Source organism: Altererythrobacter sp. Z27 (assembly GCF_052683155.1).
Genome location: NZ_JBQYMC010000001.1, coordinates 2,667,529 through 2,682,245 on the forward strand (window position 1 = coordinate 2,667,529; position 14,717 = coordinate 2,682,245).

Annotated in this window: 12 protein-coding genes; 9 read left to right on the forward strand and 3 right to left on the reverse strand. The window is 63.2% G+C overall.

Annotation, left to right across the window (positions count from 1 at the left end):
- The first annotated feature begins 7 nt into the window (after positions 1–7).
- Positions 8–445, forward strand: coding sequence for a VOC family protein (locus ACUJ47_RS12910; RefSeq protein WP_445538787.1), 438 nt, complete (start codon positions 8–10; stop codon positions 443–445).
- 56 nt (positions 446–501) lie between these two features.
- Here ACUJ47_RS12910 and nhaA read toward each other — a convergent pair whose 3' ends face one another.
- The gene (gene nhaA / locus ACUJ47_RS12915; RefSeq protein WP_445538788.1) at positions 502–1,722 is read right to left on the reverse strand and encodes a Na+/H+ antiporter NhaA; all 1,221 of its coding nucleotides are present in this window, start codon (positions 1,720–1,722) and stop codon (positions 502–504) included.
- Positions 1,723–1,817: 95 nt separating this feature from the next.
- On the opposite strand from nhaA, the gene ACUJ47_RS12920 reads away from it, so the two are divergent.
- The 5 genes from ACUJ47_RS12920 (at position 1,818) to ACUJ47_RS12940 (ending at position 7,903) form a co-directional block, all read left to right on the forward strand.
- Complete coding sequence (locus ACUJ47_RS12920; protein ID WP_445538904.1) at positions 1,818–3,245, forward strand: glycosyl transferase family protein; 1,428 nt, start codon at positions 1,818–1,820, stop codon at positions 3,243–3,245.
- A 365-nt stretch (positions 3,246–3,610) separates the two neighbouring features.
- A complete protein-coding gene (locus ACUJ47_RS12925) occupies positions 3,611–4,369 on the forward strand; it encodes a hypothetical protein (RefSeq protein WP_445538789.1) in 759 nt (252 codons plus the stop codon).
- A gap of 57 nt (positions 4,370–4,426) precedes the next feature.
- Entirely contained in the window at positions 4,427–5,338 is a 912-nt protein-coding gene (locus ACUJ47_RS12930; RefSeq protein ID WP_445538790.1) for a sulfite exporter TauE/SafE family protein, read from the forward strand.
- Positions 5,335–6,087: a TIGR02186 family protein gene (locus tag ACUJ47_RS12935; protein WP_445538791.1), complete on the forward strand. Its 753-nt coding sequence runs from the start codon at positions 5,335–5,337 to the stop codon at positions 6,085–6,087. Before ACUJ47_RS12930 ends, ACUJ47_RS12935 begins: the two co-directional genes overlap by 4 nt.
- Positions 6,088–6,175: 88 nt before the next feature.
- On the forward strand, positions 6,176–7,903 hold the full coding sequence (locus tag ACUJ47_RS12940; RefSeq protein ID WP_445538792.1) for an ATP-binding protein: 1,728 nt from the start codon (positions 6,176–6,178) through the stop codon (positions 7,901–7,903).
- A gap of 181 nt (positions 7,904–8,084) precedes the next feature.
- Here ACUJ47_RS12940 and ACUJ47_RS12945 read toward each other — a convergent pair whose 3' ends face one another.
- Together ACUJ47_RS12945 and ACUJ47_RS12950 are read right to left on the reverse strand one after the other, a co-directional pair.
- Positions 8,085–8,819 carry a 7-carboxy-7-deazaguanine synthase QueE gene (locus ACUJ47_RS12945; RefSeq protein WP_445538793.1) on the reverse strand — a complete coding sequence of 245 codons (735 nt, stop codon included), beginning with the start codon at positions 8,817–8,819 and terminating at the stop codon, positions 8,085–8,087.
- A gap of 104 nt (positions 8,820–8,923) precedes the next feature.
- Entirely contained in the window at positions 8,924–11,662 is a 2,739-nt protein-coding gene (locus ACUJ47_RS12950; protein WP_445538794.1) for a valine--tRNA ligase, read from the reverse strand.
- A 104-nt stretch (positions 11,663–11,766) separates the two neighbouring features.
- Here ACUJ47_RS12950 and ACUJ47_RS12955 point away from each other — a divergent pair, with 104 nt between their 5' ends.
- From ACUJ47_RS12955 to ACUJ47_RS12965, 3 genes are read left to right on the forward strand one after another with little or no spacing between them, the layout of a single operon-like run.
- A complete protein-coding gene (locus ACUJ47_RS12955; RefSeq protein ID WP_445538795.1) occupies positions 11,767–12,879 on the forward strand; it encodes an MlaE family ABC transporter permease in 1,113 nt (370 codons plus the stop codon).
- Positions 12,876–13,742, forward strand: coding sequence for an ABC transporter ATP-binding protein (locus tag ACUJ47_RS12960; protein ID WP_445538796.1), 867 nt, complete (start codon positions 12,876–12,878; stop codon positions 13,740–13,742). The genes ACUJ47_RS12955 and ACUJ47_RS12960 overlap by 4 nt, the downstream gene beginning before the upstream one ends.
- Before the next feature lie 8 nt (positions 13,743–13,750).
- A complete protein-coding gene (locus ACUJ47_RS12965) occupies positions 13,751–14,710 on the forward strand; it encodes an MlaD family protein (RefSeq protein WP_445538797.1) in 960 nt (319 codons plus the stop codon).
- Positions 14,711–14,717: the final 7 nt, after the last annotated feature.

Here is a 14,717-nt window from a genome sequence, read left to right on the forward strand (position 1 = left end):
GTGCCACATGGTCAAATACCTCCACAGCATGATCCGGGTGAGCGATCCGGATGCGACAGTCGCCTTTTTCAAGCTGATCGGCCTTGAGGAAGTGCGCCGCTTCGAAGTGGAAGCCGGGCGCTTCACCCTGATTTTCCTCGCGGCGCCAGGGCAGGAGGGGCTCGCCGAAGTCGAGCTGACCTACAATTGGCCGCCCGCTGACGGAAGCGCATCCGAGGAGTACAATGGCGGGCGCAATTTCGGTCACCTGGCCTATCGGGTCGACGACATTTACGAGACCTGCCGGCGCCTGATGGACGCCGGCCATACCATCCATCGCCCGCCGCGCGACGGGCACATGGCCTTCGTCAAATCACCTGACGGAATCTCGGTCGAATTGCTGCAGGAAGGCAATTTGCCGCCGCAGGAACCCTGGGCGAGCATGGAAAATAGCGGGAGCTGGTAAGGCGAGGTCGGGCGGAAGAGCCACTTGGCTCTCCCGCGTCGGCTTTAGCATTCGCGTCAGTGCCTCGACGGGTCGTTCGCGTGGTCGTCGCATTCCTCTTCGGGATGCGGGGTGGTCATGCGCAGGATGACATATCCCAGGATCGCTGAGATGGCCGAACCGCTGAGGATGCCGATCTTCGCTTCGTCGATCAGCAGCTCATTGCCGGGGAAGGCAAGGCCACCGATGAACAGCGACATCGTGAAACCGATCCCGCAAAGCACCGAAACGCCATAGATCTCGGTCCAGCTGGCATGGTCGGGTTTCTGGGCGAACCCGGTCTTCACCGCCAGCCAAACGGCCGTGAAAATACCCAGCTGTTTACCGACCACCAGGCCGGCCGCAATCGCGTAGGGCAGGGGATCGAGCAAAGCTTCGAGCCCCAGGCCATCGAGCGAGACGCCCGCATTGGCGAAGCCGAAGACAGGAACCACCAGATAGGCGCTCCAAGGGGCCAGGCCATGCTCCAGCTTTTCGAGCATCGAGTTCCCATCGCGGCGCCGCATCGGGATGGTCAGAGCGGCGACAACGCCTGCAATAGTCGCATGAATGCCGGTGTTGAGCACGCAATACCACAGCACCAAAGCCATCAGGATATACGGCCAGAGACTGCTCACGCGGGCGCGGTTGAGCCCCACCATGAGGGCAAACACCACCACCGATGCAAGAAGCCAGGCCGTCTTGATCGACGGAGTGTAGAACAGCGCGATCACCAGCACCGCACCGATATCGTCGACGATCGCTACGGTCAGCAGGAACAGGCGGAGCGAAGCGGGCACGCGGTTGCCGAGCAGCCCCAGCACGCCCATCGCAAAGGCAATGTCCGTAGCCGCCGGGATGGCCCAACCGCTGGTATATTGCCCGCCGCCGGAAACCAGCATGTAGACGGCGGCGGGTACAAACATGCCGGCTCCAGCCGCCAGCACCGGCAGGCGTCGCTTCATCGGATCGGCCAACTGGCCCGCGATCAGTTCGCGCTTCACTTCCAGTCCGACTACGAAGAAGAAGATCGCCATCAACCCGTCATTGATCCACAGGTGCAGATCGTCGAGCTTGGCGATCGGGGTCCAGGCCAGGTCGCCATAGAACAGGTTGCGATATTCCCCTGCCAAAGGCGAATTGGCCGCCAACATTGCAGCCGCCGCAACGAGGATCAGCAGCACGCCAGCCGATGCATCGCTGACAAACAGTGCACGCACAGGTGCGAAAATCGAACGGAGGGGATTTGAACTGGTCATGATGTACATGGCCTTTTTAGGAATTTCTTCGCCGTTGCAAGGGGAGATCGATCCGACTAGTCTCGGCAACATAAGGGAAGGGGGTCGCCTTGCCCGTGTTGGAACTGTCTACGTGGCAGCTGCTGGTTTTGTTCCAGCACGAGCTGCTTCTTTTTGCTGGGATTTTCTTTCTGCTGGGTGCGCTCGACGATTTCGGCGTCGATTTGTGCTGGCTGTGGTTGCGGCTGACTGGCCGGGCCAAGGCCGAAACAGTCGATAGCGAAAGCCTCGCTTCCGAGCCACTGGAGGGACCAGCGGCGATCTTCATTCCCGCCTGGCAGGAATCCGAAGTAGTCGGATACACCATCGCGCATGCCTTGCGCGCATGGCCGCAGGCGGATTTGCTGATCTATGTCGGCTGTTACCGCAACGATCCCGAAACGATCCAGGCGGTGATGGCGGCAGCGCCCGGCGATCCTCGCCTGAGGCTGGTAATCCACGACAGGGCGGGGCCGAGCACCAAGGCGGATTGCCTCAACCGCCTCTATGGGGCGTTATGTGCCGATGAGGCGCGCAGCGGAAAAATGGCGCGGATGGTCGTGTTCCACGATGGGGAGGACATGGTTGATCCGGCCGCGCTCTGCCTGCTGGATCGCGCCGTAGCGACTTCCGATTTCGTGCAATTGCCGGTGCTGCCGCTGCCGCAACCGAACAGCCGCTGGATCGGCAGCCATTATTGCGAGGAGTTCGCCGAAGCGCATGGCAAGGGGCTGGTCGTGCGCGATGCCCTTGGTGCGGCATTGCCTGCAGCAGGCGTCGGCTGCGCCGTTTCTAGAGCGGCACTCGCTCGCCTTGCCGCGTCGCGCGGCGCAGAAGACCCATTCGAAACCGAATCGCTGACCGAGGATTACGAACTCGGCCTGCGGATCGCCGACCAGGGCGGGCGTTGCCGCTTCATCCGTGCGCGCCACGCCAATGGCGAGCTGGTGGCGACGCGCGCCTATTTCCCCGCGCGGCTCGATCATGTTGTACGGCAGAAGACGCGCTGGATTCACGGAATCGCCTTCCAGGGATGGGATCGGCTGGGATGGAGCCCGCCGGGGGAGGCGACGAGCTTGGCTGAGAAATGGATGCGGATGCGCGACCGGCGCGGCCCGCTGACGGCGCTGGTGCTGTTCGTCGGCTATCTGCTGCTGGCGATCGCGGCGCTGGTTTGGGTCGCAGCAGCCCTTGGTTTCGGCCAGTCGATCGAGCTGACCCCGGCACTCAAGATTTTGCTCGCCGCGAATTTCGCCGCTTTCCTGTGGCGCGGAGCAATGCGCTTTGCCTTCACCACGCGCGAGTACGGGGCGGTCGAAGGGCTACGGGCGGTGCTGCGTTTCCCCATCACCAACATCATCGCAATCATGGCAGGGCGCAGGGCGTTCATGGCCTATGTCGGGACGCTGGCCGGGCAAGCGATCTCGTGGGACAAGACGCAGCACTTCGATCATCCGGCTCGCGGCGTGCCTGCGAAGACGCAACGCGTGCGGAGCGCCACATGATCGGAAGCGGCGGCATTGCAAGGCGACCGCGGCGCGGCCAGCCGCTGATCATGCTGGCGGTATTGCTGTTGGTTTGGGTGGGGTCGCGCGTGGTCATGTGGGAATCCCCGCTGCAGGACGCAAGCAAGTTGCATGACTTGGCATTTCCTGCCCTTGCATCGGGCGAAACACCGACGATCGCAGCAGTTTCGGCAGCGAGAACACCGGGACCAAATCGGCTTTCGAAAGCGTCGCGAGCAGAGAATTTCGCAGAGAACACGACCTTCCGGGATAACTTCCCGCTTGCATGGGGCAAGCCAACTGCGGTGCCGCTAAGCAAAGCGCCTGCTGATGCGGCGGGGCATCAACATCTGTGGATGGCGGCCATGTCCTATTTGCCGGTGCCGCAAGCGGTGAACGAGCGTCTTGCGCAAGCCGCGCCGCCGGGTTCCGTCGTTCCTGCATTGCCGAAGCGTAGCTTGCCGGGGGTCGAGCGCTGGTCGCTTGACGGCTGGGCTTTGTGGCGCGCCGGTTCGGGCAGCGGAGCGGTTTCGGAAGGTCGCGTGCCGACATATGGCGCCAGCCAGGCTGGCGCCGTCCTGCGCTATCACCTTGCGCCGGACAATGCGCGTGACCCGCAGGCTTACCTCCGAGCCTACCGCGCGTTGATCTCAGGAGGTGAAAGCGAGCTGGCAGCCGGACTTTCGGCCCGCCCCTTCTCGCACGTGCCATTGCGCGCCCATGCCGAATTTCGCGCGACCGAATTTGCCGTGGGCACGAGGCTGAGGCCGGCGGGCTTCGTCACGACCGAACTTCCTGCTGTTCGCCTTCCAGCAGGCCTGCGTGGCGAAGCCTATGCACAGGCGGGCTATGTTGGCGGCGAAGCGGCAACGCCGTTCGCCGACGGGCAATTGCACTTGCTGCGCAGCGTGAGCAGCTTCGACCTGGGCGAAGTGAGTGTCGGCGCGGCAGCCTGGGGCGGAGCGCAAAAGGGAGCGGAACGGATCGACCTCGGGCCTAGCGTGAGGTTCGACCTGACGATCGGCGAGGCTCCGGCGCGGCTATCGGTCGACTATCGTGAGCGCGTCGCGGGCGAGGCCGAGCCGCCTTCGGGCCTTGCCGTGACGCTTTCGACACGGTTTTAGGCGATAGCGGGGCTACTGCCGCTTTAATCCGCAACCTCGCTGGGCTAGGCCCACGCTATGGATGTCTACCTCCCCATCGCGAATCTTTCAGTGAACGGTCTTCTGATCGTCGCGTTGGGCGGGCTGACCGGAATTCTCTCGGGCCTGTTCGGCGTGGGCGGCGGCTTCCTGACCACGCCTTTGCTGATCTTCTACGGTATCCCGCCGACAGTTGCGGCGGCTTCGGCGGCGACCCAGGTCACCGGCGCCAGCGTGTCGGGCGTGCTTGCACACAGCCGCCGCGGCGGGGTCGACTACCGGCTCGGCTCGGTCGCGGTGGGCGGCGGCATTTTCGGGGCGATGATCGGGGCGCTGCTGTTCCGCGTGCTGCAAGCGGTGGGGCAGATCGATGTCGTCATCAATGTGCTCTACGTGGTGCTGCTCGGGGCGATCGGATCGCTGATGCTGCATGAAGCGCTCAGCGCGCTTCGCCCGCGCGAAGGCGCGAGGCAGCAGGTGCGCAAACGTCGACATCATCCCCTAGTCGCAGCTCTGCCGATGCGCTGGCGCTTCTACCGCTCGGGGCTCTACATCTCGCCGTTTGCTCCGTTCATTCTCGGTGTGCTGGTGGGGATTCTCACCATGCTGATGGGCGTGGGCGGCGGGTTCATACTTGTGCCCGCGATGCTCTACATTCTGGGAATGAGCGGGAACGTCGTGGTCGGCACTTCGCTGTTCCAGATCCTTTTCGTGACCATGGCTACAACCATGGTCCATGCGCTTACGACCAAGGCGGTCGATATCGTGCTGGCCGGGCTGTTGCTGCTCGGCTCGGTGCTCGGCGCGCAGTTCGGCACGCAGATTGCGCTCAAGGCACGCCCCGAAATCCTGCGGCTGGTGCTGGCGGCGATCGTGCTCGCCGTTGCGCTGAGGATGCTGTTCGGGCTCGGTGTGCAACCCGACGAGATCTATACGGTGGCGCCGCTATGAGGGCGCTGTTCCTCATCGTCGCGGCGCTGTTCCTGATGGGGCAGCGTGACGCGATCCTCGTGCCCGCCGTTTCGCAGAGCGAGGTTCAGGTGCGCCAGGGCTTCACCGGCACGGAACTGCTGCTATACGGCGCCATTCTTGACCCGCGCGGCCAGCGCGGCGGTTCGAATTACGATATCGTGGTTGTGCTGAAAGGGCCAACCGAACCGATCCGGATTCGCGAGAAAGAACGGATTCTCGGCATCTGGATGAATGCCGAAAGCTCGGATTTCCGCTCAGCACCCTCGTTCTTCGCGGTCGCGGCCTCGCGACCGGTCGAAGAGATCGTCGATGAGCGAACAGCCGCGATCTACGAGCTGGGCACCGAATTCATCCAGCTTTCGCCGACCGGCCAGATCGAACCGGAAAAGCAGGCGCGGTTTGCTTCCGGGCTGGTGGACCTGCGCGAGCGGCAGGGGCTCTACAAGGAAGACATGGGCGGGGTCACGATTAGCGAGCAAGTGCTCTACCAGGCCCGAATCGGGCTGCCGTCGAATGTCGTGACCGGCCAATATACGGCTGAAACCTTTGCCATTTCGGACAATCGCGTGATCGCATCTGCCATCGCCGAGGTTGAAGTGCGCAAGGTGGGTTTCGAGCGCTTTGTCGAAGTGTTTTCGCAGAACTGGGCGCTGTTCTACGGGCTCATCGCAGTCGGGTTGTCGATCGGTATGGGTTGGGTCGCCGGGCGACTGTTCGCTTTCATCTGATCTTTCCGAAATCGGTATCGTTGACGCGATCTTAACCTCGTGCGGCTAGGCCCACGGGCGAATAATTCCACGCGTCTTGGGGCTTTGCATGACCGATATGGGCAATCAGAATTTCGACTCGTTCAACCCGGCGAACGGCCAGCAACCGCAGGATGCGGCTCGGCCGACAGCTGCTGCCGGCGCTGCGGCGCCCAAGCCTTCCTCTGCTCCAGATGACAATGCTCGCATGCCGATCGGCGTTGTGCTGGAAATCGCGGGTTCGGGCTCTGAGATCGCGCTCGATATCCAGCGGATCAACGAATGCATGGAGGATGACGATCCTTCGATTGCGCTGGCCGGGCAGGTCGGCAGCCAGATCAAGATCCGCGTTGGCGATAGTTGGCTGCTCGCCAGCGTTCGCAACCAGCGCAAGGATCGCCGCGCCAATGGCGGCATCCTCGCCAATATCGACTTCCTCGGCGAAGGCGTCGAAGAGAAGCTGACCGGGCGGCTGCGCGGGTTCCGCCGCGGCGTCACACGCTACCCGATCCCGGGTGCGATGATCTATCCGGCGACCACGACCGACCTCAAGCAAGTCTATGCCAGCGATGGCCGTGCCAATATCGAAATCGGCACCGTGTTCCCGACGCGCGACATCCGCGCCGGGCTCTACATCGATGCCATGCTGGGCAAGCACTTCGCGCTGCTCGGCTCGACCGGTACCGGTAAGTCGACCAGCGCCGCGCTGATCCTGCACCGCATCTGCCAGGCTGCGCCCGATGGTCATATCGTGATGGTCGACCCGCACGGCGAATATTCGGCGGCGTTCCGCCAGACCGGCCTGATCCTCGACGTGTCGAACCTTCAGATGCCCTATTGGCTGATGAACTTCGAAGAGCATTGCGAAGTTCTGCTCACTAGCGCAGGCAACGAGCGGCAGGTCGATGCCGACATTTTGGCAAAGTGCCTGCTGCACGCGCGCCAGAAGAACCGGCTGGCCGAACATCTCGGAAAGATCACGGTGGATTCGCCGATCCCCTATCTCCTGTCGGACCTTTCGAACAAGATCCTCGACGAGATGGGCAAGCTCGACAAGGCGACTTCGTCTGCCCCCTATATGCGGATCAAGAACAAGCTCGACGAAATCAAGGCCGATCCGCGCTACCAGTTTATGTTCTCAGGGATGCTGGTGGGCGACACCATGGCCGAATTCATCGGCAAGGTGTTCCGCATGCCGGGCGACGGCAAGCCAATCTCGATCATCGACGTGTCGGGTGTGCCTTCAGACATCACCAGCACGGTGGTAGCCGTGCTCAGCCGACTGGTGTTCGACTTTGCGATCTGGGGCCGCGACGACAAGACCCGCCCGATCCTGCTGGTCTGCGAAGAGGCGCACCGCTACGTGCCCAATGAGAAGAACGCCGACGGTTCATCGGTTGGCCGCATCCTCAGCCGAATCGCCAAGGAAGGCCGTAAATACGGCATCTCGCTGGGCCTGATCACGCAGCGCCCGTCCGACCTTGCCGAAGGCGTGCTCTCGCAGTGCGGCACGATCATCTCGATGCGCCTCAACAACGAGCGCGACCAGGCCTTCGTGCGCGCCGCCATGCCCGAAGGCGCACGCGGCTTCCTCGATTCGATTCCGGCGCTGCGTAACCGCGAATGCATCGTCTGCGGCGAAGGTGTCGCAATCCCGATCCGCGTCGCCTTCGACAATCTCGAAGAGAACAAGCGCCCGGCTTCGGAAGACCCGAGCTTCGTGCAGCTGTGGAACGAAACCGGCGGCGAGGAAGAGGTCGTCCACCGCGTCGTCCAGCGCTGGCGTTCGCAAGGGTAATTTCCGCGATGGCGGGCTGCAAACGGCAGCCTGCTGCGCTTCCGGTGCTCACGACCCACATGGTCGCTGCGCGCCGGTTCTCGCAGTCCGCCATTTTCACCTTGCCCTCCCGGAAATTCCCTCCTGCGAACTCGCCTTCCTCTTGTTTCGTCATTCCCGCGAACGCGGGAATCCAGAATGCTTAAGTCCCGCGCGTATCCCCGTAGAGATGGATATGCAGCCGGTCGCTCATCCGGAAGCCGTGCTTAAGGCATAGCTCGCTGAGCCATGTCTCGCGCTCGCGCAGAGTAGCGCTGTCGGTGCCTTCGGGCATCAGGAAGACATGGCCAGGCCCGAAGCGATAGCGGCGATGCAGCGCCAGCACTTCGTCGACGTCAGCGGGCGAAGCGATCACGAATTTGAAGAATGCGCGCGGGTCGGTGGCATAGGCATCGAGCCGTTCGGGGATCAGCGCCAGCTCCGCTTCATTGCCGGAATGCGCCAGCTTGGGGCTGACGTTGTACTGATCGACACGGATATCGAGCCGCGCGGGTGCAGCCACGGTGCCGTTGGTCTCGATCTCGACCGAGATGTCGGGCAGCAGCGCGAGCAGCTCCGCCAGCTTGCCCGCTTGCAGCAGCGGCTCCCCGCCGGTGATGACGAGGCGCTTCTGCCCCAATGCAGCGATCCGCGCAGCGACATCGGTCACTTGCAGCGAGACCTGGTTGGCCTTGCGCTCGAAAGTCTTGCCATCGCGATGCGGCCGATTGTCGCCCTCGAAATGCCAGGTGTAGGCCGTGTCGCACCACACGCAGGCTAGGTTGCAGCGGCTCAAGCGCATGAAAGCGACCGGCATCCCCGCGCTGGGCCCTTCGCCTTGCAGCGAAGCGAAAATCTCCGGTTCGCCGGGGGCCGTTGTTGCCAGTACTAGCGCCATATCCATTCCGTTCGGCTGAGCCTGTCGAAGCCCTGTGTTTCGCCAGGCCCGACAATAAGGAAAAGGACAGCCCTTCGACAAGCTCAGGGCGAACGGATCATTTCCTAACCAAGTCGCGCCAACGCAGCCTGTAGCCGCTCGACTTCCGCACTGTGATGGGCATGGTCGGCGCGCGCCTTTTCAACCGCTTCGGGCTTGGCGCGTTCGACGAAGGACGGGTTGGACAGCCGCCCTTCGAGCGATTTCGCTTCCTTGGCTGAAGCGTCGAGCGCCTTCTGGAGTCGAGCCTTCTCGGCGTCGATATCGATCACGCCTTCAAGCGGCACGATGAACACGTCGTCGCCTGCGGTCACTTGCATGGCGGGCCCCGAGGGCGCCTCGCCCAGCGTAACCGGCGTCAATCGCGCGAGCCGTTCGATCGCCGCGCTGCTGCGCTCGATCACGCGTTGCGCGACATCGGAAGGGGCGGGGCAAAAGGCCGCGAGCTTCGCGCCCGGGGCAATGCCGAGTTCGTTCTTCGCGCTGCGCACTGCAGTGGTCAGTTCGATCACCCAGTCGATCGCGTCGGTCGCTTCCTTGCTCACGCTGGCATCGGGTTCCGGCCATTTGGCGAGGATGAGCTCGTACCCACGCTCACCCTGCGCGTGCCACAGCTCTTCTGTGATGAAGGGCATGAAGGGGTGCAGCATCACGAGAATCTGGTCGAGCGCCCATCCGGCCACGGCGCGGGTTTCCTGCGCGGCGGGGCTGTCTGCCTCGCCCTGGAACACCGGCTTGATCAGCTCGAGATACCAGTCGCAGAACCGGTCCCACACGAAATGATAGATCGCGTTGGCGGCCGCGTCGAAGCGGAGATCGGCCATGGCGGCTTCGAGCGCCGTGACGGTCTGCGCCACTTCGCCAATGATCCACTGGTTGGCAGCGAGCTTCGCTTTGGGTGCTGCGATGGAAGTGGAAGCGCCGATCCCGTTCGACTGGCAGAAACGCGTCGCGTTCCACAGCTTGGTGGCGAAGTTGCGGTAACCCTCGACCCGCTTCTCATCCATCTTGATGTCGCGGCCCTGGCTTTCCATCGCCGCCATGAAGAAGCGCAGCGCGTCAGCGCCATACTGGTCGATCAGGCCAAGCGGATCGACCACATTGCCCTTCGACTTGGACATTTTTGCGCCGTCCGCCGCGCGCACGAGGCCGTGGAGATAGAGCTTTTCCCACGGGCGCTGGCCCATGTTGTAATAGCCCATCATCATCATGCGGGCGTCCCAGAAGAACAATATGTCGAAGCCGCTGATCAGCAGATTATTGGGATAATGCTTGTCGAGCAGTTCGGTGCTCTCGGGCCAGCCAAGCGTGGCGAAGGGCCACAGCGCGGATGAGAACCACGTGTCGAGCACGTCATTGTCGCGAGTGAGGTTCACGCCTGCGCCTGCTTGCGCTTGCGCCTCTTCCTCGGTCATGGCGACATAGACCTTGCCGGCCTCGTCATACCAGGCCGGGATCCGGTGGCCCCACCACAGCTGGCGGCTGACGCACCATGGCTGGATGTTCTCCATCCAGTTGAAGAAGGTCTTTTCCCAGCTCTTGGGGACGATTTCGATCTCGCCGGTCTTCACCGCTTCGATCGGCTTCTTCGCCAGTTCGGCGGCGTTGACGTACCACTGGTCGGTCAACCACGGCTCGATCACCACTCCGCCGCGGTCGCCGAAAGGCGTTGCGATCTGGCGCGGTTCGGCATCGTGTTCGATCCGCTCGCCATCCTTCTCGACGACATGCGGGATGAGATAGCCCTGTTCCTTCAGGCGCTGGACCACCAGTTCGCGCGCGCCGTCTACACCGTCCTTCCGGAAGCGGTGGAGGCCGATGAATTCGGCGGGCACCAGCCCGTCCGCCGTCTGGCAGACATTCGCGTCGCTATCGAGCATGTTGAGCATGTCTGCCGGGGCGATCCCCGCGCGCTTGCCCACTTCGAAGTCGTTGAAGTCATGCCCCGGAGTGATCTTGACGCAGCCCGATCCCAGTTCGGGATCGGCGTGCTCGTCAGCCACGATCGGCACGCGCCGCCCTGTAATCGGCAGCACCACATATTTGCCGACCACGCTCTTGTAGCGTTCATCGTTGGGGTGCACCGCCACGGCCATGTCGGCCAGCATGGTTTCAGGCCTCGTGGTGGCGACCTCAAGATAGTCGCGCGCGCCAAGGTCGGGGTGGTCGAGCGTTACGCCATCGGCAAGCGGGTATTTGAGATGCCAGAAGCTGCCTGCGACAGTCTGCTGTTCGACCTCGAGGTCCGAAATCGCGGTCTTGAGCTTGGGGTCCCAATTGACCAGCCGCTTGTCGCGGTAGATCAACCCGTCATTGTAGAGGTCGACGAATACTTTGAGAACGGCGCGCGTGAAGTGCTCGTCCATGGTGAACTGTTCGCGGCTCCAGTCCATAGAACAGCCCAGCCGACGAAGCTGGCCGGTGATCTTGCCGCCGCTTTCGGCCTTCCACTTCCACACGAGATCGACGAATTCCTCGCGCGAGTAATTGGTGCGCTTGTCCTGCCGCTCCTCGAGCTGGCGTTCGACCACCATCTGCGTGGCGATGCCCGCATGGTCGGTGCCGACCACCCACAGCGCATCCTTGCCCTTGAGCCGCTCGTAACGGATCACAACGTCCTGCAGCGTGTTGTCGAGCGCGTGGCCGATATGGAGGCTTCCCGTCACGTTCGGAGGCGGGTTGACCAGCGTGAAAGGCTCGGCATCGGGCCGTTCGGGGCGGAACAGCCCGTTCGTTTCCCAATGGGCATACCACTTCGCTTCGATCGCGGCGGGGTCGAAAGTCTTGGATAATTCGGTACTCATAGGGCACCGCCTTTGCCAATGTTGCGGCTGCGAAGCAACGACAGATGCGACCAGTTCCATTGCGCGCTTGTTATGGCCCGATTTTCCCCGCATACCTTGCCGCTATGTACGGCGGGGCCGAATTTTCAATCGAGCATGACGAGAGCGGGGCGGGGAGGCTGGTCCTCACCGGCCCCTATTTGATCTCGACCATCGGCGCGATCGACCAGGATCTCTACGCCGTGGGGGACGGAATCGAGGCCATCGACATTGCCGGTGTGACCGAGATCGACACGGTCGGTGCCTGGGTCGCACTCCAGCTTGCCGAACGCCATTGCGCCGAAATCATCGGTGCGGACGAGCGTGCGCAGCGATTGCTAGCGGCGGTCGGCACGGCGCACAGCAATGCTGCACTTGAACCGCCGCGCCTGCCCGTGTGGGAGCGGGTGCCAGAAGCCGCCGGTGCGCTGGTCACCAACGGCTGGCAGGGCTTCGTCGGCGTGGTCGGGTTCCTCGGCCAGGTATTGATCGCTTGCGGCAGCCTGATCATACACCCCAGCCGATTTCGCGGGACCGCGCTGGTGCGCCAGATGGAACTGGTGGGGGTTTCGGCACTGCCGATCATAGGGCTGATGAGCTTCCTGATTGGGATCGTGATCGCGCAGCAGGGCTCGGTGCAGCTCGAACAGTTTGGCGCGGAAGCGCTTACAGTGAACCTCGTCGGGCGCATTACGCTGCGCGAACTGGGCGTGCTGATGACTGCAATCATGGTTGCGGGCCGCTCAGGCTCGGCCTTTGCCGCGCAGATCGGCACGATGAAGCTGACCGAAGAAATCGACGCCATGCGTACCATCGGGATTTCACCGATCGAAGTGCTGGTGGTGCCGCGCATCCTAGCCTGCACCTTCATGATGATCCTGCTCGGCTTCTACGCCTCGGTCGTGGCGATCGTGGGCGGCGCGGTGGTGGGTGACCTGTTGCTGGGCATCCCTTTCTGGACCTTCCTCACGCGGATCCAGGAAGTGGTGCCGACGCACGATTTGTGGGTCGGGCTGATCAAGGCGCCGGTATTCGGCCTGATCGTGGCGCTCGCCGGCTGCTATCACGGGATGCAGGTGCGGGGGAATTCCGAAGAGGTTGGCCTCAGGACGACCATGGCGGTCGTCTCCGCCATCTTCGCAGTGATCGTGCTAGACGCCTTTTTCGCGGTATTCTTCACCGAGGTGGGCTGGGGATGAATTTGCTCGGCCAGCGCGCGCCCGAAGCGCACGAACGCTTCAAGGGCGACCACCCGATCGTGGTCGAAGGGCTCAAGACCCAGTTCGGTACGCATGTCGTGCACGAGAATTTGTCGCTTACGGTCAATCGCGGCGAGATCATCGGTGTCGTGGGCGGATCGGGCACGGGCAAATCGGTGCTGATGCGCGCGATCATCGGGCTGCAGGCCGCTGCCGCTGGAACCATCGAAGTGTTCGGTCGCAACATCACCGGCGCCGATCCCGACGCCTATATGGGCGTACGCAGCCGCTGGGGCGTGCTGTTCCAGGGCGGAGCGCTGTTTTCGACGCTGACCGTAGGCGAGAATGTCGAGACGCCGCTCAAACAGTTCTATCCCGATATCGAGGACAGCCTGCGGCGCGACATCGCGCGTTACAAGGTGCTGCTGTCGGGCCTGCGCGAGGATGCGGTAAGCAAATTTCCCTCCGAACTTTCGGGCGGGATGCGCAAGCGCGCCGGGCTGGCGCGCGCACTCGCGCTCGATCCCGAGCTGCTGTTTCTTGACGAGCCGACTGCCGGGCTGGACCCGATCGGCGCGGCCAAGTTCGACCGGCTGACCAAGGAATTGCAGGAAACGCTTGGCCTCACCGTGTTCCTGATCACTCACGATCTCGACACGCTATACGAGATTTGCGACCGCGTGGCGGTGATCGCGGACAAGCGCGTGATCGCGGTTGGCACGATCCCCGAACTGCTCAAGACCGACCATCCGTGGATCGACGAATATTTCAACGGGCCGCGCGGGCGCGCCGCTCGCGACAGCAAGGCCCGTGCGGACGGCATGGCCAAGTCGATGGACAATGACGGGCCCGGCGGGCCATAGAGGGGCGAATGGAAACACGGGCCAATCATCTCTGGGTCGGTGCGGTCACGCTGCTGTTGCTGGCAGCGTTGGCCGCGTTCATCGTGTGGATCGCGCGGCTGGGCGAAGGCCAGCAGAACGATTACGACATCTTCTTCCAGCAGTCGGTTTCGGGCCTGGCCAAGGGTTCGGAAGTGTCGTTCGCGGGCGTGCCGGTGGGGCAGGTGAGCGAAATCCAGCTGTGGGAACGCGACCCCGAGTTTGTGCGCGTGAGGGTGCGCGTACGCGACGATGTGCCGATATTGGTCGGCACCACCGCCACGATCCAGGGCTCATTCACCGGGGTCTCCACCATCCTGCTCGACGGTGCGCGGCGTGGCGCTCCGCCGATCACCTGCGGTGATGCCGAAGGCGCGACCGCCTGCCCCGAAGGCGTGCCGGTGATCCCGACCAAGCCGGGCGGGCTGGGCGAATTGCTGTCGAACGCACCGCTGCTGCTCGAACGGCTGGCGACGCTGACCGAACGGATGACGCAGGTCCTTTCGGATGACAACCAGAACGAGATTTCCGCCATCCTGCGCAACACCAATGCCATGACGGCGAGCTTCGCCGAAACCGCGCCGCAAGTGAATGCGACGCTCGAAGACTTGCAGGTGACGCTGACCGAAGCAGCCGAAGCGCTCGACTCCTTCGAGAAGGTGATGGCTTCGACCGACAAGGTGATCAACAGCGAGGGTCAGTCGCTGGCGAAAGAACTGCGCGCCACGCTCGAATCGGTCAATGCAGCCTCGGCGTCGCTGGCGAAGACGCTCGACGCGGCCGAACCCGCCGCCCAGCAATTGTCGCAGACTACGATCCCGGCGGCTGAAGCCACCTTGCGCGATCTCGAAGCCACCAGCCGCGCGCTGCGCAAGGTGACAGAGCGTCTCGAAAGCCAGGGCGCTGGCGCGGTTCTCAAGGGCGAAACGCTGCCGGACTACAAGCCATGAGGAAGGC